Origin of the sequence: Mycolicibacterium novocastrense, from assembly GCF_001570485.1 — a bacterium.
In the GTDB taxonomy this organism is placed as follows: Bacteria; Actinomycetota; Actinomycetes; order Mycobacteriales; family Mycobacteriaceae; genus Mycobacterium; species Mycobacterium novocastrense.
In genome coordinates this window covers 1-19205 of the sequence record NZ_BCTA01000010.1, presented here as the reverse complement: position 1 = coordinate 19205, position 19205 = coordinate 1, and the positions used below count along the sequence as shown (strand labels likewise).

Below are 19205 nucleotides of genomic sequence, written 5' to 3'. Positions count from 1 at the left end.
AATGGATAACCTTCAGACACTAGCCACGTGACCTGCGGAAACGCGGAGATCCGTCACGGCAGCCGGGCAGGACCCCCAGAGAACCACCGCCACAGCGGTATCGCGTTGTTCACCCCCGATCAGGTCCACAGCGGAGCCTGGATACAGCAATGGCTTCAACGCGACCAAGCCCTGCAGGCCTACTACGACACCCACCCCGAACGCTTCCGCAAGCGCCCACAAACCAAGAACCCCAACCCCGTCGTCGGCATCAACCTCCCCCCAGAAAACGACCTCGACCGACTCCACGCAGCTTGACAGCGCCCGGAGCGAACGGAATCACGCACAAATCGCTCAGAAGGGGCGGCGGCGGATTCGCGCGAGCCACGCCGGTTCGTCGACGAGACTTCCGGCCGCCAATCCGATGGCATCGGCCTGGGCGGGCTGAACGACGCCACGGTAGGTGGTCTCCCCCAGCGACTCCAGCAGCCAACCGTCGCCGAACGCGTCGCGGATGTCGGATTCGCTGACCTGCGGGCCGAATCCGCGGCCGCGGTCGGAAAGCGCGAGCACGTGGACCACGCCGCCCGGCCGGCACGCCGCGCGCAGACTGGCTACGTATCTGGCGCGGTCGGTCTCATCGAAGATGTGGAACAGCGCGCTGTCGACGATGGTGTCGTACGTGGCCTTCCCGAGATCCATGGCATCGGCGACCTCGAACCGCGCGTCGACGCCCTTTGCCTCGGCGTTTCTGCGCGCATGATCGACCGCCGACGGTGCGTAGTCGACGCCGAGCACGTCGTAACCGAGTCCGGTGAGCAGGATCGTGTGCTCACCGGCGCCGCAGCCGACGTCGAGCACCGTGCCACGGATCAGGCCGGAGCGTTCCAGGTTGACGATCGCCGGCTGCGGCTCGCCGATCACCCATGGTGCGGTTCCGCTCTTGTAGGCGTCGTCGAATAGCGAGAGAGTAGGTGTCACATCCATGCCGCCAGTGTTCAACCTCAATCGGCGTTGAGGTCAAGGAGGATCACGTGACCGTTGCCCACGACACCGTCACCGACGTGGCGGATCGCTTGTTCGCGGCGATCGAGTCCGGCGACCGCGACGCGATTTCGCGGCTGTGGCACGACGACATCGTGGTCTGGAAGGTGGCCGACCGCGACCGCGACAAGGACCGCGCCCTGCGAGTCCTCCACTGGTTCATCGACGCCACCGCACAACGCCGATACGAGGTCATCGATCGACAGCTGTTCGACGGGGGGTTGGTCCAGCAGCACATCCTGCACGCCACCGGACACAACGGTGGCGTCATCGCGATGCGCGTCGGCATCATCATCAAGCTGGGCGCCGACGGCCGGATCAGCCGGATCGACGAGTACTTCGATCCGGCGGAGATCGCTCCGTTGCTCGAGCCCGCGTAACGATCCGGCGGCGAAGCCGAACATTCAACCAGGAGATGACATGGTAAGTCTGAGCGAGCTTTTCAGCGATCCCGCCTCGACGGGGACATGGACGCTGGACCAGGCCCAGTCCACAATCACGGTGCGCAGCAAGTCGATGTGGGGCCTGGTGCCCGTCAAGGGCCGGTTCACCGAATTCAGCGGTGACGGCCAATTATCGGCGCCGCAAACGGTTTCCGGGCACGTCGAGATCAAGGCCGCGTCGCTGCGTACCGGCATCCGCAAGCGCGATGAACACCTGCACTCCGCCGATTTCTTTGGAGCAGAAAGCCATCCGGAGATCAGCGTGCTCATCACCGGGGCCGGCGCGATCGACGGCGACACCATCGACCTACGAGCCGAACTGACGATCAAAGGCACGACCCGACCTCTGACACTGCGGACCAAGGTCACACCGGTCGGTGACGGCGGGATGCGGCTGTCCACCCAGGCCACCATCAGCCGGCGGGACTTCGGAGTCGACGGAAACCTGGTGGGCATGATCGGCGACAAGTCCACGATCTCCGGCGACTTGGTGTTCCGGCACGCGCGCTAGCCGTACGATCACGGCATGGCCGACTCATCGCGCCCGTTGCGGGTCCTCGTCTACAGCGACAACCCCAGGACCCGCGAAGAGGTGCAACTCGCGCTCGGTAAGCGGGTGCATCCGGAGTTGCCGGAGCTGACCTACGTCGAGGTGGCGACGGGCCCCATGGTCATTCGCCAGATGGATGAAGGCGGGTTCGATCTGGTGATCCTCGATGGCGAGGCCACCCCCGTCGGCGGGATGGGAATCGCCAAGCAGCTCAAGGACGAGATCGCCGACTGCCCGCCGATCCTGGTGCTCACCGGCCGGCCCGATGACGCGTGGCTGGCCCGCTGGTCTCGTGCGGAAGCCGCGGTTCCCCACCCGATCGATCCGATCCGGCTCGGCGACGCCGTGGCATCGCTGATGCGCACCCTGGTGCAATAGCCGGAAAACACGTAAACACCTGTCGCACTTGCCTATTGGAGGCATGACGACATAGCCACGCGTTGCCAATAGCGATACTAACCAAAAGGTGTGGCGCGCATCCCAAAGGGCGCTAGGGTGTGGGTAAGCTCACATCGAACAGCCCACGAGGGAGCGTTTGCTCGGTATGGATTTGTACACGCCAATCCTGGTGCTTGGCGCTATTGCGGCTGCGTTCGCGGTCGGCTCGGTTGCCATTGCCCTGCTGGTCGGCCCGCGTCGCTACAACCGGGCCAAGCTCGAGGCCTACGAATGCGGCATCGAGCCGGTGCCGCACGGGGGTGCGTCCGGTCAGCCGACCGGCCAGCGGTTTCCGATCAAGTACTACCTGACCGCGATGTTGTTCATCATCTTCGACATCGAGATCGTCTTCCTGTACCCGTGGGCCGTCGCGTTCGACAATCTGGGGCTGTTTGCCCTGGTAGAGATGCTGCTGTTCATGGCCACGGTGTTCGTGGCCTACGCCTACGTGTGGCGACGGGGAGGTCTGGCATGGGACTAGAAGAGAAGCTGCCGGGCGGGATCCTACTGTCGACCGTCGAGAAAGTGGCGGGTTACATCCGCAAGGGCTCGCTGTGGCCTGCGACGTTCGGGTTGGCCTGCTGCGCGATCGAGATGATGGCCACGGCCGGCCCGCGATTCGACATCTCCCGGTTCGGCATGGAGCGGTTCTCGGCAACCCCCCGCCAGGCCGACCTGATGATCGTGGCGGGGCGGGTCAGCCAGAAGATGGCGCCGGTGCTGCGCCAGATCTACGACCAGATGGCCGAACCCAAGTGGGTTCTGGCGATGGGGGTGTGCGCATCCTCGGGCGGCATGTTCAACAACTACGCGATCGTCCAGGGGGTCGACCACGTCGTCCCGGTGGACATCTACCTGCCCGGTTGCCCACCGCGCCCGGAGATGCTGCTGCACGCGATCCTGAAGCTGCACGACAAGATTCAGGAGATGCCGCTCGGCGTGCACCGCGAAGAGGCGATCCGCGAGGCCGAGCAGGCCGCATTGGCCGTCACCCCGACCATCGAGCTCAAAGGGCTGCTGCGATGACCAGCGGCCCGGGGGAAGAGCAGTCGAAGATGGGTGCGACGAACGGCACCGGCGCAGGCGCAGGCGCAGGCACACCGAAGATCATCGGCGTGCGCCGGGGAATGTTCGGGGCCAAGGGGACGGGCGACACCTCCGGCTACGGGCGCCTGGTGCGACCCGTCGCGCTGCCCGGCAGCTCGCCGCGTCCTTACGGCCGCTATTTCGACGAGGTCGTCGATCGCCTCGCCGAGGTGCTCGGCGAGGACGGTTATGCGGCATCCATCGAGCGCGTCGTGGTCTACCGCGACGAGCTGACCCTCGAGGTGCAGCGTGACCAGCTGCCTGTCGTCGCCCGCGCGCTACGCGACGATCCGCAGTTGCGTTTCGAGTTGTGTCTCGGGGTGAGTGGGGTGCACTACCCCGACAAAGTCGGGCGAGAACTGCACGCGGTGTATCCGCTGATGTCCATCACCCACAACCGGCGGATGCTGATCGAGGTCGCGGCACCGGACGCCGACCCGCACATTCCTTCGCTGTTCGAGGTCTATCCCACCACCGACTGGCACGAACGCGAGACCTACGACTTCTTCGGCATCATCTTCGACGGGCATCCCGCCCTGACCCGGATCGAGATGCCCGACGACTGGGTCGGGCACCCGCAGCGCAAGGACTACCCGTTGGGCGGCATCCCGGTGGAATACCACGGCGCCGAGATTCCTCCGCCCGATCAACGGAGGGCCTACAGCTGATGAGCATTTCGCACGTCCCGCCCACGCCGGGCGGCGCTTCGTCCTCGGGCGCGTCGGACAACGAGACGGTAGTCGTTGTCGGCGGCCAGGATTGGGATCAAGTGGTCCAGGCCGCCAAGGATGCGGCCGCCGCCCACGCGGGCGAACGCATCGTCGTGAACATGGGTCCGCAGCACCCCTCCACCCACGGTGTGCTTCGGCTGATCCTCGAGATCGAGGGTGAGACGGTCATCTCCGCCCGCTGCGGAATCGGCTACCTGCACACCGGGATCGAGAAGAACCTCGAGTTCCGCAACTGGACCCAGGGCGTCACATTCGTCACCCGGATGGACTATCTGTCGCCGTTCTTCAACGAGACGGCCTACTGCCTGGGCGTCGAGAAACTGCTGGGCGTCACCGACGCGATCCCCGAGCGCGCCAGCGTCATTCGCGTGATGATGATGGAACTGAACCGGATCTCCTCGCATCTTGTCGCGCTGGCGACCGGCGGGATGGAACTGGGCGCGATGAGCGCGATGTTCTACGGATTCCGTGAGCGCGAGCAGATTCTGTCGGTCTTCGAGACGGTCACGGGCCTGCGGATGAACAGCGCCTACGTCCGCCCGGGCGGGGTGGCGATGGACCTGCCCGACGAAGCCATCCCGCAGATCCGTGACGTGCTCGACCTGATGCCCAAGCGGCTCAAGGATCTCGAGGACCTGCTCAACGAGAACTACATCTGGAAGGCCCGCACGGTCGGTGTCGGTTATCTCGATCTGACGGGGTGCATGGCGCTCGGGATCACCGGGCCCTGCCTGCGGTCCACCGGGCTGCCACACGACTTGCGCAAAGCCCAACCGTATTGCGGCTATGAGACATACGACTTCGACGTCATCACCGATGAGGGCTGCGACTCCTACGGCCGGTATCTGATCCGGGTCAAGGAGATGCACGAATCGCTGAAGATCGTCGAGCAGTGCCTGGATCGCCTTCGGCCCGGACCCGTGATGATCGAGGACAAGAAACTGGGTTGGCCGGCAGATCTGAAGGTCGGCCCGGACGGGCTCGGCAACTCCCCCGAGCACATCGCCCGGATCATGGGTCACTCGATGGAGGGGCTGATCCACCACTTCAAACTCGTCACGGAGGGAATTCGGGTGCCCGCCGGGCAGGTCTACGTCGCAATCGAGTCCCCCCGAGGCGAACTCGGCGTGCACATGGTCTCCGACGGCGGCACCCGCCCCTACCGGGTGCACTACCGGGACCCGTCGTTCAACAACCTGCAGGCCGTCGCCGCGATGTGTGAAGGCGGCATGGTCGCCGATCTGATCACCGCGGTGGCGTCGATCGACCCGGTGATGGGAGGCGTGGACCGATGAGCGCTTGCGCGAAGAGGACGAGGGCACCGATGAGCGCTTGCGCGAAGAGGCGAGGACACCGATGAGCGCTTGCGCGAAGAGGCGAGGACACCGATGAGCGTATTCCTCGAGCTCGGTCAGCGACCCGAGGAACCCGGCCCGCCGATCAACGGGCCGGCGTCATATCCGGACGACGTCGTGGCGCGGCTCAGCGCCGACGCCGAGCGGATCATCTCGCGCTACCCGCAGTCGCGTTCGGCGCTGCTGCCGTTGCTGCACCTCGTGCAGTCAGAGGACGGATGCCTGACCCCCGCCGGAATCACGTTCTGCGCCAAGCAGTTGGGGTTGACCGACGCCGAGGTCACCGCGGTGGCGACGTTCTACTCGATGTACCGGCGGACCCCGACCGGAGAGTACCTCGTCGGGGTGTGCACCAACACGTTGTGCGCAGTGATGGGCGGCGACGCGATTCTCGAAGCGCTGCAGGAACATCTGGGTGTGCACGCCGGCGAGACGACGCCGGACGGTCGCATCACCCTCGAACACGTCGAGTGCAACGCCGCGTGTGATTACGCACCGGTGGTGATGGTCAACTGGGAGTTCTTCGACAACCAGACGACGTCGTCGGCGCGCGACCTCGTCGACGCGCTACGCGACGGCGACCCTCCCGAACCGACACGGGGAACGCCGCTGTGCACATTCCGTGAGACCGCGCGCACACTCGCGGGTCTGCCCGACCCGCGCTCGGGGGGCAACAAGGTCGGCGAGGCCACGCTGGCGGGCCTGCGGGTGGCGCGCGAACGCGGTATGCACGCGCCCGACGCCGACGCCGCGGCCGCTTCCACCGAGACGCTCGACGACGAAACGGCGGGTATCGAGGCCACCGAGAACGCGTCCGCCCCTGGCCCGTCGGCAACCGTCCCGCCGAAGTCGAACACCGTCGAGACCGATCCAGACACAACGGATTCACGCGCATGACAGATCTGACACCCGTGTTCAGCCGGTTCTGGGACGAGCCCGAGCCATGGTCGATGGACACCTACCGTCGTCACGGCGGCTACCGCGCCCTCGAGAAGGCTCTGGCGATGGACCCCGACGAGGTCATCAACCTGGTGAAGGAGTCCGGTCTGCGGGGCCGCGGCGGTGCGGGCTTCCCCACCGGCACGAAGTGGTCGTTCATCCCGCAGAGTGACACCGGCGCCGGAGCCAAGCCGCACTACCTGGTGGTCAACGCCGACGAGTCGGAACCCGGTACGTGTAAAGATATTCCGTTGATGTTGACGACCCCGCACTTCCTCATCGAAGGGGCGATCATCGCGGCCTACGCGATCCGGGCGCATCACGCCTTCATCTACCTGCGCGGCGAAGTGGTGCCGGTGCTGCGCAGGCTGCACGCCGCGGTCGCCGAAGCGCACGAGGCCGGTTTCCTCGGCAACGACATCGGAGGGTCGGGCTTCGACCTGGAACTGATCGTGCACGCGGGGGCGGGCGCCTACATCTGCGGTGAGGAAACCGCGCTGCTGGACTCGCTCGAAGGCCGTCGCGGACAACCGAGGTTGCGGCCGCCGTTCCCCGCCGTCGCAGGGCTGTACGCCTGCCCGACGGTGGTCAACAACGTCGAGTCGATCGCCAGCGTCCCGCCCATCCTGCTCAACGGCATCGACTGGTTCCGGTCGATGGGCTCGGAGAAGTCGCCGGGCTTCACGCTGTATTCGCTGTCGGGTCACGTCACCAACCCCGGACAGTACGAGGCCCCGCTGGGCATCACGCTGCGCGAGTTGCTGGACTACGCGGGTGGTGTCCGTGCCGGGCACCAGTTGAAGTTCTGGACACCCGGCGGGTCCTCCACTCCTCTGCTGACCGACGAACACCTCGACGTACCACTGGATTACGAGGGGATGGCCGGCGTGGGCACCATGCTCGGCACCAAGGCGCTGCAGATTTTCGACGAGACCACGTGTGTGGTTCGCGCGGTGCGCCGCTGGACCGACTTCTACGCCCACGAGTCGTGCGGCAAGTGCACACCGTGCCGGGAGGGCACCTACTGGCTGGCACAGATCTACGAACGTCTCGAGACGGGCGCGGGCACGGAGGTCGACATCGACAAGCTGCTCGACATCTCCGACAACATCTTCGGAAAGGCGTTCTGCGCGTTGGGTGACGGTGCGGCCGCCCCCATCATGTCGTCGATCAAGTTCTTCCGCGACGAGTACATCGCCCACCTCGACGGCGGGTGCCCGTTCGATCCGCACGCGTCCACGCTGATGGCGACGGAAGAGGTGGGCGTGTGATGGGGTGGCGAGCTAGGGGGGTGATCCGATGACGCAGACGGCCGACACCGGGGCGGACACCGGTGTGGAGATGGTCCAGTTGTCGATCGACGGCGTCGACGTCAGTGTTCCGAAGGGCACGTTGGTGATTCGGGCCGCCGAACTGATCGGCATCCAGATCCCGCGGTTCTGCGACCATCCGCTGCTCGACCCGGTGGGGGCCTGCCGACAGTGCCTGGTCGAGGTCGAGGGTCAGCGCAAGCCGATGGCGTCATGCACGACGACCTGCACCCCCGACATGGTGGTGCGCACGCAGTACACCTCGGCGGAGGCGGACAAGGCGCAGCAGGGCATCATGGAATTCCTGCTGATCAACCATCCGCTGGACTGCCCGGTGTGCGACAAGGGCGGCGAGTGCCCGCTGCAGAACCAGGCGATGTCCAACGGCCGCGCCGAAACTCGCTTCGAAGACGTCAAACGCACCTTCCCGAAGCCGATCAACATCTCCTCGCAAGTGCTACTGGACCGCGAGCGCTGTGTGCTGTGCGCGCGCTGCACCCGGTTCTCCGAGCAGATCGCCGGCGATCCGTTCATCGATCTGCTCGAGCGCGGTGCGCTGCAACAGGTCGGCATCGCGACCGGTGAACCGTTCGAGTCGTATTTCTCGGGAAACACCGTTCAGATCTGCCCGGTCGGCGCGCTGACCGGGGCGGCCTACCGCTTCCGGGCCCGGCCGTTCGACCTGGTGTCGAGTCCCAGCGTATGCGAGCACTGCGCATCGGGATGCGCCCAGCGCACCGACCATAGGCGCGGGAAGGTCATGCGCCGCTTGGCCGGTGACGAACCTCAAGTCAACGAGGAGTGGAACTGCGACAAGGGTCGCTGGGCGTTCACCTACACCACGCAGGGCGACCGCATCACCACCCCGCTGATTCGCGACGAGGACGGCAAGTTGCGGCCCGCCTCATGGTCGGAGGCCCTCGTGGTGGCAGGCAACGGGCTGGCGGCCGCGGCCGGAAGCGCGGGCGTGCTGGTGGGCGGCCGGATGACCGTCGAGGACGCCTACGCCTATTCCAAGTTCGCCCGGATCGTGCTCAACACCAACGACATCGACTTCCGGGCCCGGTCGCACAGCGCCGAGGAGGCCGACTTCCTCGCCGCCCATGTCGCGGGGCAGCCGATGACGGTGACCTACGCCGATCTGGAGAATGCGCCGGCGGTCCTGCTGGCCGGGTTCGAGCCGGAAGAGGAATCACCGATCGTGTTCCTGCGGCTGCGCAAGGCGGTGCGCAAGAAGGGGTTGCAGGTCATCTCCGTCGCCCCCTTCGCCAGCCGCGCCCTGACCAAGCTGCGCGGCCGCCTGGTCACCGCGGCCCCGGGAGACGAGGCCGCGGCCCTCGACGAGCTGGCGGACGACCCGCAGCTGCGGCTGCCGGGTGCGATCATCATGGTCGGTGAACGTCTGGCCACATCGCCCGGCTCCCTCTCTGCGGCAAGCAGATTGGCCGAAGCGACGGGTGCCCGGCTGGCCTGGGTGCCGAGACGCGCAGGCGACCGAGGCGCGGCTGAGGCCGGTGCCTTGCCGAACCTGCTGCCCGGTGGCCGGCCGATCGCCGACAGCGCGGCCGTCGAGCAGACCGCGGCGGCCTGGCACGTCAGCGCGCTGCCCACCGTGCCGGGCCGCGACACCACCGCGATTCTGGAGGCGGCGCGCAGCGGCGAACTGGGCGCCCTGCTCATCGGCGGCGTCGAGGTCGACGACCTCCCCGATCCCGAAGTGGCACTGGCCGCGATCGAGTCCACGCCGTTCGTCGTCAGCCTCGAGCTGCGGGAGAGCGCAATCACCGCTGTCGCCGACGTCGTCTTCCCCATCGCGCCCGTGGTGGAGAAAGCCGGCTCGTTCCTGAACTGGGAAGGCCGACTTCGTCCCTTCCAGCCGTCGCTGAAGACCAACGCCATCCCCGATCTGCGGGTCTTGAACTTCCTGGCCGACGAAATCGGCGTCGCATTGAACCTGCCGACCGCGGCGGCCGCCGGGGAAGACATGTCGCGCTTGGGCATGTGGGCGGGTCGCCGACCCGAGGCGCCGAACGTTCCTGCGCCGAAGCGGACTCCGCCGGCCGCGGGACAAGCGGTGCTCGCGGGGTGGCGGATGCTGCTCGACGAGGGCCGCCTACAAGACGGCGAACCGCATCTGGCCGGCACCGCCCGGATGCCGGTGGCGCGGCTCTCCGCCGCCACCGCGGCCGAAATCGGCGCTGCTGAAGGCGATCTGATCGCCGCGAGGACACCGCGTGGGACGATCACGCTGCCGTTGGCCATCACCGACATGGACGACCGCGTGATCTGGCTTCCCCTGAATTCGCCGGGTTCGGCGGTGCACCGAAGCCTCGGGGTGTCCACCGGGGATGTCGTGTCGATCGGACGGGCCGAAGCGTGATCCATCCCGATCCCACCCTGTTCGGCCACGACCCGTGGTGGCTGATCCTGGCCAAGTCGCTCGCGATATTCGCGTTCCTGATGCTCTCGGTCCTCTCGGCGATTCTGATCGAGCGCAAGCTGCTGGGCCGCATGCAGATGCGGTTCGGGCCCAACCGCGTCGGCCCCAAGGGACTTCTGCAGTCGCTGGTGGACGGTGTCAAGCTGGCGCTCAAGGAGGGTCTGGTTCCCGCCGGGGTCGACAAGTTCGTCTACCTTGCGGCACCGGTGATCTCCGCGGTGCCCGCCTTCATCGCGTTCGCCGTCATCCCGATGGGCGGCGAGGTTTCGATCTTCGGGCACCGCACCGCGTTGCAGCTGACGGACATGCCCGTCGCGGTGCTGTACATCCTGGCGGCGACCTCCATCGGTGTGTACGGGATCGTGCTGGCCGGATGGGCTTCGGGGTCGACCTATCCGCTGCTGGGCGGGATTCGGTCGAGCGCGCAGGTGATTTCGTATGAGATCGCGATGGCGCTGTCGTTCGTGGCGGTGTTCATCTACGCGGGCTCGATGTCGACCTCCGGCATCGTCGCCGCCCAGTACGGCACGTGGTTCATCTTCCTGCTGCTGCCGTCGTTCCTCGTCTACGTCATCTCGATGGTGGGCGAAACCAACCGCGCGCCTTTCGATCTGCCCGAGGCCGAGGGTGAGCTCGTCGGCGGGTTCCACACCGAGTACTCATCGATCAAGTTCGCGATGTTCATGCTCGCCGAGTACGTCAACATGACCACCGTCTCCGCGCTGGCCACCACGATGTTCCTGGGCGGCTGGCATGCACCGTGGCCCATCAACATGTGGGATGGCGCCAACACCGGCTGGTGGCCCCTGCTGTGGTTCGTGGCCAAGGTGTGGGGCTTCATGTTCCTGTTCTTCTGGCTGCGCGCCACACTGCCGCGCATGCGCTACGACCAGTTCATGGCGCTGGGATGGAAGGTGCTCATCCCGTTCTCGTTGGCGTGGATCATGATCGTCGCGACGGCGCGCGCGCTCCGCAACGAGGGTTTCAGCCAGGTGACGACAACGCTGGCCTCGCTCGGCGCCATCGCGACACTGCTGGTCGCCGTGGCGTTGTGGCGGGCCCTGCGCCGACGAAACGTTCGCGCGATCCCGCGGCAGAAGCTGGATCCGGAGATCTTCCCCACCCCGCCCCTGCCGAGCAGCATGGGCCAGACCGCAACCAAGGAGCCAGCCGATGCCTAAGTTCCTCGACGCGCTGAAGGGTTTCGGGGTCACCTTCGGCACCATGTTCAAAAAGCCGATCACCGAGGAGTATCCGGAGAAGCCGGGGCCCGTCGCCAAGCGTTACCACGGCCGACACCAACTGAACCGCTACCCGGACGGCCTGGAGAAGTGCATCGGCTGCGAACTGTGCGCTTGGGCCTGCCCCGCCGACGCCATCTATGTCGAGGGCGCCGACAACACCGAAGACGAACGGTATTCCCCCGGTGAGCGATACGGGCGCGTCTACCAGATCAACTATCTGCGCTGCATCGGCTGCGGTCTGTGCATCGAGGCCTGCCCCACCCGGGCGTTGACGATGACCAACGAATACGAGATGGCCGACGACAACCGCGCCGACCTCATCTGGGGTAAGGACAAGCTGTTGGCGCCGTTGCGGTCCGGCATGCTGCCGCCACCGCATCCCATGGCGCCGGGCACCACCGATGACGACTACTACCTGGGCAACATCGGGCCCGTCGAGCACGAGACCCAGAAGGTCACCGGGGACGTGCGATGAGGCTCGACCTGCTCGCGGCGGTGGCTGCCGACAACCCCGGGCAGACCACGACCACCGAGGCCGTGCTGTTCTGGGTGTTGGGGATCGTCGCGGTACTCGGCGCGCTCGGGGTGATCGCCGCACCGAAAGCGGTGTACTCGGCGATGTTTCTGGCCACGACGATGATCGTGCTGGCCGTGTTCTACATCGCCCAGGGCGCACTGTTCCTCGGAGTCGTCCAGGTGGTGGTCTACACCGGCGCCGTCATGATGATCTTCCTGTTCGTGCTGATGCTCATCGGGGTCGACTCGTCGGACTCGCTCGTGGAAACGATTCGCGGACAACGGGTTGCGGCTGTCGTCGTCGGTGTCGGCTTCGGCCTGCTGCTCATCGCGGGCATCGGCAACGTCTCGGTGGGCGGTTTCACCGGCCTGGCCCAGGCGAATGCGGGCGGCAACGTCGAGGGGTTGGCGGCGCTGATCTTCGTGCGCTACCTGTGGGCGTTCGAGTTGACCAGCGCGTTGCTGATCACCGCCGCGCTCGGCGCGATGGTGTTGGCGCACCGGGAACGCTTCGGACGCCGCAAGACCCAACGCGAACTCGCCGAGGAACGGTTCAAACCGGGCGGCTATCCGACGACGTTGCCGAACCCGGGTGTCTTCGCGCGCAACAACGCCGTCGACATCGCCGCCCGGCTCCCTGACGGTTCCGGGTCGGACCTGTCCGTCAGCCCCATCCTGCAGAAGCGGACCGTCACCGTGACGAACGGCAGAGGAGGCGGGGAGTGAACCCCGACAACTATCTCTATCTGTCGACGCTGTTGTTCACGATCGGCGCGGCAGGGGTGCTGTTGCGCCGCAACGCGATCGTGGTGTTCATGTGCGTCGAGCTGATGTTGAACGCGGCCAACCTCGCGTTCGTCTCGTTCTCCCGCATGCACGGCCACCTCAACGGCCAAGTGGTGGCGTTCTTCACCATGGTGGTCGCCGCCTGCGAGGTGGTGGTCGGCCTGGCGATCATCATGAGCATCTTCCGTGCCCGCCAGTCGGCTTCGGTCGACGACGCAAGCCTTCTGAAGAACTAGAGGCGCGATGACGATTCCTGTCTGGTTGACCATCGCGCTGCCGCTGGCCGGCTCGGCGATCCTGCTCCTCGGGGGCCGACGGACCGACGCCTGGGGCCACCTGTTGGGCTGCGCGGCGGCCATCGCGTCGTTCGTCGTCGGGGTCGTGCTCTTCGTCGACATGCTGGGCCGCGACGCCGAACACCGCACGATCCACGAGGCGTTGTTCTCCTGGGTTCCGGTCGGCGGGCTGCAGGTGGACTTCGGAATGCAACTCGACGCGCTTTCGATGTGTTTCGTGTTGCTGATCACCGGTGTCGGCTCGCTGATCCACATCTACTCGATCGGCTACATGGCCGAAGACCCCGGGCGGCGGCGGTTTTTCGCCTACCTGAACCTGTTCCTGTCGGCGATGCTGCTGCTCGTGCTCGCCGACAACTACCTGGGCCTCTACGTCGGCTGGGAGGGTGTCGGTCTGGCGTCCTACCTGCTGATCGGTTTCTGGGCGCACAAACCGTCGGCCGCGACGGCGGCCAAGAAGGCGTTCGTCGTCAACCGCGTCGGCGACATGGGCCTGGCCATCGCGATGATGGTGATGTTCGCCTACATCGGGTCCATCTCCTATGCGGGCGTCTTCGCCGCCGCGCCGGCCGCCGGCGAGGGCGTGCTGACCGCGATCGGGCTCCTGCTGCTGCTGGCCGCCTGCGGTAAGTCGGCGCAGGTGCCGCTGCAGTCCTGGCTGGGCGACGCGATGGAGGGCCCGACACCGGTGTCGGCGTTGATCCACGCCGCCACCATGGTGACCGCCGGGGTGTACCTGATCGTGCGCTCCGGACCGGTGTTCGACCTCGCGCCCACCGCACAACTGGGCGTCGTCATCGTCGGCGCCGTCACGCTGTTGTTCGGCGCGATCATCGGCTGCGCGAAGGACGACATCAAGAAAGCGCTTGCGGCGTCGACGATGTCGCAGATCGGGTACATGGTGCTGGCGGCGGGGCTCGGCCCGGTCGGATACGCGTTCGCGATCATGCACCTGCTCACCCACGGATTCTTCAAAGCCGGCCTGTTCCTGGGGGCCGGTTCGGTGATGCACGCGATGGACGACGAGGTCGACATGCGCCGCTACGGCGGCCTGCGTAAAGCGCTGCCGATCACGTTCGTCACCTTCGGTCTCGGCTACCTCGCGATCATCGGGGTGCCGCCGCTGGCCGGGTTCTTCTCCAAGGACGGGATCATCGAAGCCGCGCTGGGCGCCGGCGGCGTCAAAGGTCTGATCCTGGGCGGCGTGACGATCCTGGGCGCCGGTATCACCGCGTTCTACATGACCAGGGTGATGTTGATGACGTTCTTCGGCGAGAAGCGTTGGGCTCCACAGGCGCATCCGCACGAGGCCCCCGCGGTGATGACCTGGCCGATGATCCTTCTGGCCATCGGCTCCGTGGGCTCCGGCGCCGCGTTCGCGATCGGCGGCACACTGGAGCACTGGCTCGAACCGGTCGTCGGTGCGCACGAGGTACACCACGTCGCACCCGTCTGGGTGGTGACAACGGTGATCCTGGCCGTCGTCGCGGTCGGCATCCTCATCGCCTACCGCATGTACGGAACCAAGCCCGTGCCGGCGGAAGTCCCGGACGGTTCGGCGCTCACCGTCGCGGCACGCAGGGATCTGTACGGCGATGCGTTCAACGAGGCGGCGCTGATGCGGCCCGGCCAACTGCTGACCCGCGGTCTGGTCGAGATCGACGAGGAGGCGGTCGACGGCGCGGCCAGCGGGTTGGCCGGACTGGTCAGCCGCCTGTCGACGGGTCTGCGGCGGCTGCAGACGGGTTATGCCCGCTCCTATGCCCTTTCGATGCTCTCCGGTGCGGTTCTGGTGGTCGCGGCGATCCTGGCGGTGCAACTCTGGTGAACAACTTCCCCTGGCTCACGGTGCTGTGGGCGACGCCGACCGTCGGCGCCGCGCTGACGATCCTTCTGCCCGCCGCCCAGCGGGTGCTGGCCAAGTGGTTCGCGTTGGCCGTCTCGATCGCGGTCCTGGCGATCACCGCCGTTGTGGCGGTCGGATTCCAACCCGGTGGCGAGCGGTACCAGTTCGTCGAATCCCACCGGTGGATACCGTCATTCGGCACCGGTTACATCCTCGGCGTCGACGGCATCGCGCTGGCGATCATCGTCCTCACCGCGGTTCTGGTGCCGCTGCTGATCATCGCGGGCTGGAACGACGCCGACGCCCAGACCGGCCTGCGCGGACGGTCGGTGCAGACCTACTTCGCGTTGACGCTGGCCGTCGAGGGCATGGTTCTCATGTCGCTGATGTCGCTGGACATCCTGCTGTTCTACGTGTTCTTCGAAGCGATGCTGATCCCGATGTACTTCCTCATCGGCGGCTTCGGCGGAAAGAACCGCGGCAAGGCGGCGGTGAAGTTCCTGTTGTACAACCTGTTCGGCGGGCTGATCATGCTGGCCGCGGTGATCGGACTGTATGTGGTGACCGCCACGAGCGACGCTTTCGCCGCGGGCACGTTCGACTTCCGCGAGATCGTCAACGCGGTGTCCAGCGGCGAGTTCGCCGTCGACCCCGCCGTGATGAACCTGCTGTTCCTCGGATTCATGTTCGCGTTCGCCGTCAAGGCGCCGCTGTGGCCGTTCCACCGGTGGCTGCCCGATGCTGCCGTCGAGGCCACCCCGGCCAGTGCGGTGCTGATGATGGCGGTCATGGACAAGGTCGGAACCTTCGGCATGCTGCGGTACTGCCTGCAGTTGTTCCCCGACGCGTCAACGTATTTCCAGCCGCTGGTGGTCACGCTGGCGGTGATCGGCATCGTCTACGGCGCGATCCTGGCCATCGGCCAGACCGACGTGATGCGGTTGATCGCCTATACCTCGATCTCGCACTTCGGGTTCATCATCCTGGGCATCTTCGTGATGACCAGCCAGGGCCAGTCCGGCTCGACGCTCTACATGATCAACCACGGACTGTCGACGGCCGCCCTGTTCCTGATCGCCGGATTCCTGGTGTCGCGCAGGGGCACCCGACTGATCCGGGCGTTCGGAGGCGTGCAGAAGGTGGCGCCGGTCATGGCGGGCACGTTCCTGGTCGCCGGGCTGGCAACGCTGTCACTGCCGGGTCTGGCGCCGTTCATCAGCGAATTCCTGGTACTCATCGGCACATTCACGCGTTACCCGGTGCTGGCGGTGTTCGCGGCCACCGCGCTGGTGCTGTCGGCGATCTACATCCTGTGGATGTACCAGCGAATGATGACCGGAGCCGTCGCCGAGGGCAACGAGGGGGTGCGCGACCTGGTGCCGCGCGAACTCGTCGTCGTCGCACCGTTGATCGCGCTTCTGGTCGTGCTCGGGGTGTATCCGAAACCCGCACTCGATGTCATCAATCCCGCGGTCGACCACACCCTGACGACCATCGACCAACCTGATCCCGTACCCAGAGTCGCGGAAGGGCCGAGACCATGACCCTCACCCCGCCGACCGTCGAATACGGTCTGGTCTGCCCGATGCTGATCGTGTTCGGGGTCGCCATCGCGGGGCTCCTCGTGGAGGCTTTCCTGCCGCGACAGCACCGGTACGCGAGCCAGCTGGTGCTCTGCTTCGGTGGCCTGGCGGCCGCCCTGGTCGCCGTGGTGGTGCTCGTACGCGACCTGCACGGCACCATCGGGCGGTCGGCCGTGATGGGTGCGGTCGTCATCGACACCCCCGCACTGTTCCTGCAGGGCACCATCCTGCTCGTCGGTGTGCTCGGCGTCCTGCTGATCGCCGAGCGGCAGGTCGGTGCCGAGGTCGCCGTCGGTGCCCGCCGAGGCCTGGACGGATTCACCCCGCAGGCGTCGGCCGTGCCCGGCAGCGTCGACGAACAACTGGCCACCAAGGCCGGGGTGATCCAGACCGAGGTCTTCCCGCTGACGATGTTCGCCATCGGCGGGATGCTGCTGTTCCCGGCATCCGACGACCTGCTGACGATGTTCATCGCGCTGGAGATTCTGTCGCTGCCGCTGTACCTGTTGTGCGGTCTGGCTCGCAGGCGTCGCCTGCTGTCCCAAGAGGCCGCGCTGAAATACTTTCTGCTGGGCGCATTCTCGTCGGCGTTCTTCCTCTACGGCGTGGCCATGCTGTACGGATACGCCGGGACGCTGGATCTGGTCGGTATCGCCGAGGCCATCGCCGCCGGGTCGGGTAAGACATCGCTGGCGCTGATCGGTACCGGGCTGGTGCTGGTGGGCGTGCTGTTCAAAGTCGGTGCCGTGCCGTTCCACAGCTGGGTTCCCGACGTGTATCAAGGTGCGCCGACTCCGGTCACGGCGTTCATGTCCGCGGCGACGAAGATCGCGGCCTTCGGTGCCCTGCTGCGCGTGTTCTACGTGGCGCTGCCCGAACTGCGCGACGACTGGCGGCCGGTGCTGTGGGCGATCGCGATCCTGACGATGGTGGTGGGCACCGTGGCGGCGGTGACCCAGGCCGACGTCAAGCGGATGTTGGCGTATTCGGCGGTGTCGCACACCGGTTTCATCCTCACCGGCGTGATCGCCGCGAATGAGGCGGGACTGTCCTCGACGCTGTTCTATCTGTTCGCGTACGGCTTCAGCAGCGTGGGTGCGTTCGCCGTGGTCGGCCTCGTGCGTGACGGGGCCGGCGAGGAGGACACCGCGATGGCCCGGTGGGCCGGGCTCGGGCGGCGTTACCCCATTGTGGGCGTGGTGTTTTCGCTGTTTCTCCTCGCATTCGCCGGAATCCCGCTGACCAGCGGCTTCGTGGCGAAGTTCGCGGTTTTCAAGGCCGCCGGCGAGGGCGGGGCGATGCCGTTGGTGGTGGTCGGCGTCCTCGCAAGCGCGATCGCCGCGTATTTCTATGTGCGGGTGATCGTGTTGATGTTCTTCACCGATCCGCCCGAGAACGCGCCGACGGTGGTGGTGCCGAGCGTGCTCAGCACAACGGTCGTGACGGTGACCGCGGCAGTGACGTTCGCACTGGGCGCCCTGCCGCAACCGCTTTTGGATCTGGCCAACAACGCCGACCAGTTCCTGCGTTAGGTTGCTGGGGCCGCCTTTCCTGGTCGGCGGCCCCGGGTTACCGTCATCGCATGACCGAACCGCTGGTGCTCGTCGACGACCGTGGTCCCGTGCGGGTGCTGACCCTCAACCGGCCAGAGGCGCGAAACGCCTTGAGTCGCGGACTGATCAGAGCCACCTACAGCGCGCTGACCGAGGCCGACGCCGACGAGTCCGTCAACGCCGTCGTGCTCACCGGCACAGACCCCGCGTTCTGCGCGGGGGTTGACCTCAAGGAGGCGCAACGCGACGGCCTGAGTTATTTCGAGGAATTCCGGTCGCAGAGTTGCATCGCCGCGACGGGCAACATGCGCACCCCGATCGTCGGCGCCGTCAACGGCGCGACCTTCACCGGTGGGTTGGAGATGGCGCTCGGCTGTGATTTCCTGATCGCCTCCGAGCGTGCCGTGTTCGCCGACACGCACGCCCGGGTCGGCATCCTGCCGGGAGGCGGTATGACCGCCCGGCTCCCACAGGTGGTCGGGCTGGCCATGGCCCGGCGGCTGTCGATGACCGGTGAGGTCGTCGACGCGGCGCGCGCCGAGCGCATCGGCCTGGTCACCGAGGTCGTCGCCCACGAACGGTTGGTCGAGCGCGCCGTCGAGTTGGCCGCGCAGATCGCCGAGGTGCCTGCGTCGGTCATGCTCGGTCTGAAGGAGATCTACACGACGGGCGCGGCCGCGGTGATCGATCCCGCGTTGGCCGCCGAGGAGAAGATCGCGTTCGCCCAACACCGCGATTTCGCCGGCCTCGGCGACCGGTTCCAGGCGGTCTCGGCGCGCAACAAGCGCCAGATCGACAGCTGAGACCCCCTATGCCGCGCCTCCCCCTGTGCCGCGCGACGGTGCGCGTCTGCTGACGACACGCGGGCGTTCTTCGGCGGTGTGCGCACGCTCGCGGGCGTCGACCGTGCGCAAAGTGTCGACTTTTCGCGGCGTGTCGTGTGCAGACACGCACGCTGGCGGAAAGAGAGTGCTAGCCCGGATTTTGCGTGGTAATTGGTGTGGGTTCGGTGTGATGCCGAGTTGTGTTGTTGGGTAGTGGTTTTCGTGTGGTGGCGTAGAGGTGC

The 19205-nt window shown here is 66.5% G+C and carries 20 protein-coding genes; 19 read left to right on the top strand and 1 reads right to left on the bottom strand.

The window, feature by feature from the left end:
* The first annotated feature begins 27 nt into the window (after positions 1-27).
* Positions 28-297 (top strand): hypothetical protein, encoded by a 270-nt coding sequence (locus tag RMCN_RS30760; protein WP_131808491.1) that lies wholly within the window; start codon positions 28-30, stop codon positions 295-297.
* 36 nt (positions 298-333) lie between these two features.
* Here RMCN_RS30760 and RMCN_RS02845 read toward each other — a convergent pair whose 3' ends face one another.
* Positions 334-966: a class I SAM-dependent methyltransferase gene (locus tag RMCN_RS02845; protein ID WP_067387126.1), complete on the bottom strand. Its 633-nt coding sequence runs from the start codon at positions 964-966 to the stop codon at positions 334-336.
* A 47-nt stretch (positions 967-1013) separates the two neighbouring features.
* Between RMCN_RS02845 and RMCN_RS02840 the strand changes: the two genes are divergently transcribed.
* The 18 genes from RMCN_RS02840 to RMCN_RS02755 all read left to right on the top strand — a co-directional run bounded on the left by RMCN_RS02840 (position 1014) and on the right by RMCN_RS02755 (position 18942).
* Complete coding sequence (locus tag RMCN_RS02840; RefSeq protein ID WP_067387124.1) at positions 1014-1403, top strand: nuclear transport factor 2 family protein; 390 nt, start codon at positions 1014-1016, stop codon at positions 1401-1403.
* Positions 1404-1443: 40 nt separating this feature from the next.
* Positions 1444-1977 (top strand): YceI family protein, encoded by a 534-nt coding sequence (locus tag RMCN_RS02835; protein ID WP_064412584.1) that lies wholly within the window; start codon positions 1444-1446, stop codon positions 1975-1977.
* A gap of 15 nt (positions 1978-1992) precedes the next feature.
* Positions 1993-2394: an Rv3143 family two-component system response regulator gene (locus tag RMCN_RS02830; protein ID WP_064345924.1), complete on the top strand. Its 402-nt coding sequence runs from the start codon at positions 1993-1995 to the stop codon at positions 2392-2394.
* Positions 2395-2560: 166 nt separating this feature from the next.
* Entirely contained in the window at positions 2561-2935 is a 375-nt protein-coding gene (locus tag RMCN_RS02825; RefSeq protein ID WP_064402946.1) for an NADH-quinone oxidoreductase subunit A, read from the top strand.
* Positions 2926-3480: a NuoB/complex I 20 kDa subunit family protein gene (locus RMCN_RS02820; protein WP_015305533.1), complete on the top strand. Its 555-nt coding sequence runs from the start codon at positions 2926-2928 to the stop codon at positions 3478-3480. Before RMCN_RS02825 ends, RMCN_RS02820 begins: the two co-directional genes overlap by 10 nt.
* Before the next feature lie 29 nt (positions 3481-3509).
* On the top strand, positions 3510-4208 hold the full coding sequence (locus RMCN_RS02815) for an NADH-quinone oxidoreductase subunit C (RefSeq protein WP_067387132.1): 699 nt from the start codon (positions 3510-3512) through the stop codon (positions 4206-4208).
* Positions 4208-5566 (top strand): NADH dehydrogenase (quinone) subunit D, encoded by a 1359-nt coding sequence (gene nuoD, locus RMCN_RS02810; protein WP_067387122.1) that lies wholly within the window; start codon positions 4208-4210, stop codon positions 5564-5566. The genes RMCN_RS02815 and nuoD overlap by 1 nt, the downstream gene beginning before the upstream one ends.
* A 93-nt stretch (positions 5567-5659) precedes the next feature.
* The gene (gene nuoE / locus RMCN_RS02805; protein WP_067387120.1) at positions 5660-6523 is read left to right on the top strand and encodes an NADH-quinone oxidoreductase subunit NuoE; all 864 of its coding nucleotides are present in this window, start codon (positions 5660-5662) and stop codon (positions 6521-6523) included.
* Positions 6520-7836 carry an NADH-quinone oxidoreductase subunit NuoF gene (nuoF, locus tag RMCN_RS02800; protein ID WP_067387118.1) on the top strand — a complete coding sequence of 439 codons (1317 nt, stop codon included), beginning with the start codon at positions 6520-6522 and terminating at the stop codon, positions 7834-7836. Before nuoE ends, nuoF begins: the two co-directional genes overlap by 4 nt.
* A gap of 28 nt (positions 7837-7864) precedes the next feature.
* Positions 7865-10255 carry an NADH-quinone oxidoreductase subunit G gene (locus RMCN_RS02795; RefSeq protein ID WP_067387116.1) on the top strand — a complete coding sequence of 797 codons (2391 nt, stop codon included), beginning with the start codon at positions 7865-7867 and terminating at the stop codon, positions 10253-10255.
* Positions 10252-11496, top strand: coding sequence for an NADH-quinone oxidoreductase subunit NuoH (nuoH, locus tag RMCN_RS02790; protein ID WP_067387115.1), 1245 nt, complete (start codon positions 10252-10254; stop codon positions 11494-11496). Before RMCN_RS02795 ends, nuoH begins: the two co-directional genes overlap by 4 nt.
* On the top strand, positions 11489-12034 hold the full coding sequence (gene nuoI / locus RMCN_RS02785) for an NADH-quinone oxidoreductase subunit NuoI (protein ID WP_064412577.1): 546 nt from the start codon (positions 11489-11491) through the stop codon (positions 12032-12034). The genes nuoH and nuoI overlap by 8 nt, the downstream gene beginning before the upstream one ends.
* On the top strand, positions 12031-12801 hold the full coding sequence (locus tag RMCN_RS02780) for an NADH-quinone oxidoreductase subunit J (protein WP_064412576.1): 771 nt from the start codon (positions 12031-12033) through the stop codon (positions 12799-12801). The genes nuoI and RMCN_RS02780 overlap by 4 nt, the downstream gene beginning before the upstream one ends.
* Positions 12798-13097, top strand: a complete 300-nt coding sequence (nuoK, locus tag RMCN_RS02775) for an NADH-quinone oxidoreductase subunit NuoK (protein ID WP_067387113.1) — start codon at positions 12798-12800, stop codon at positions 13095-13097. The genes RMCN_RS02780 and nuoK overlap by 4 nt, the downstream gene beginning before the upstream one ends.
* Positions 13098-13104: 7 nt before the next feature.
* Complete coding sequence (nuoL, locus tag RMCN_RS02770; protein WP_067387111.1) at positions 13105-14985, top strand: NADH-quinone oxidoreductase subunit L; 1881 nt, start codon at positions 13105-13107, stop codon at positions 14983-14985.
* Positions 14979-16547 carry an NADH-quinone oxidoreductase subunit M gene (locus RMCN_RS02765; protein ID WP_067387130.1) on the top strand — a complete coding sequence of 523 codons (1569 nt, stop codon included), beginning with the start codon at positions 14979-14981 and terminating at the stop codon, positions 16545-16547. The genes nuoL and RMCN_RS02765 overlap by 7 nt, the downstream gene beginning before the upstream one ends.
* Positions 16544-18118 carry an NADH-quinone oxidoreductase subunit NuoN gene (gene nuoN, locus RMCN_RS02760; RefSeq protein ID WP_064412574.1) on the top strand — a complete coding sequence of 525 codons (1575 nt, stop codon included), beginning with the start codon at positions 16544-16546 and terminating at the stop codon, positions 18116-18118. The genes RMCN_RS02765 and nuoN overlap by 4 nt, the downstream gene beginning before the upstream one ends.
* A 50-nt stretch (positions 18119-18168) precedes the next feature.
* Positions 18169-18942, top strand: a complete 774-nt coding sequence (locus RMCN_RS02755; protein WP_067387109.1) for an enoyl-CoA hydratase — start codon at positions 18169-18171, stop codon at positions 18940-18942.
* Positions 18943-19205: the final 263 nt, after the last annotated feature.

Excerpts from the sequence above, each read along its gene's own strand:
- RMCN_RS02825 (WP_064402946.1), top strand. The coding sequence starts at position 2,561 with ATGGATTTGTACACGCCAATCCTGGTGCTTGGCGCTATTGCGGCTGCG.
- nuoI (WP_064412577.1), top strand. The coding sequence starts at position 11,489 with ATGCCTAAGTTCCTCGACGCGCTGAAGGGTTTCGGGGTCACCTTCGGC.
- nuoD (WP_067387122.1), top strand. The coding sequence starts at position 4,208 with ATGAGCATTTCGCACGTCCCGCCCACGCCGGGCGGCGCTTCGTCCTCG.
- RMCN_RS02820 (WP_015305533.1), top strand. The coding sequence starts at position 2,926 with ATGGGACTAGAAGAGAAGCTGCCGGGCGGGATCCTACTGTCGACCGTC.
- RMCN_RS02780 (WP_064412576.1), top strand. The coding sequence starts at position 12,031 with ATGAGGCTCGACCTGCTCGCGGCGGTGGCTGCCGACAACCCCGGGCAG.
- RMCN_RS02755 (WP_067387109.1), top strand. The coding sequence starts at position 18,169 with ATGACCGAACCGCTGGTGCTCGTCGACGACCGTGGTCCCGTGCGGGTG.
- RMCN_RS02815 (WP_067387132.1), top strand. The coding sequence starts at position 3,510 with ATGGGTGCGACGAACGGCACCGGCGCAGGCGCAGGCGCAGGCACACCG.
- nuoE (WP_067387120.1), top strand. The coding sequence starts at position 5,660 with ATGAGCGTATTCCTCGAGCTCGGTCAGCGACCCGAGGAACCCGGCCCG.
- RMCN_RS02845 (WP_067387126.1), bottom strand. The coding sequence starts at position 966 with ATGGATGTGACACCTACTCTCTCGCTATTCGACGACGCCTACAAGAGC.
- nuoF (WP_067387118.1), top strand. The coding sequence starts at position 6,520 with ATGACAGATCTGACACCCGTGTTCAGCCGGTTCTGGGACGAGCCCGAG.
- RMCN_RS02835 (WP_064412584.1), top strand. The coding sequence starts at position 1,444 with ATGGTAAGTCTGAGCGAGCTTTTCAGCGATCCCGCCTCGACGGGGACA.
- RMCN_RS02830 (WP_064345924.1), top strand. The coding sequence starts at position 1,993 with ATGGCCGACTCATCGCGCCCGTTGCGGGTCCTCGTCTACAGCGACAAC.
- nuoL (WP_067387111.1), top strand. The coding sequence starts at position 13,105 with ATGACGATTCCTGTCTGGTTGACCATCGCGCTGCCGCTGGCCGGCTCG.
- nuoN (WP_064412574.1), top strand. The coding sequence starts at position 16,544 with ATGACCCTCACCCCGCCGACCGTCGAATACGGTCTGGTCTGCCCGATG.
- RMCN_RS02795 (WP_067387116.1), top strand. The coding sequence starts at position 7,865 with ATGACGCAGACGGCCGACACCGGGGCGGACACCGGTGTGGAGATGGTC.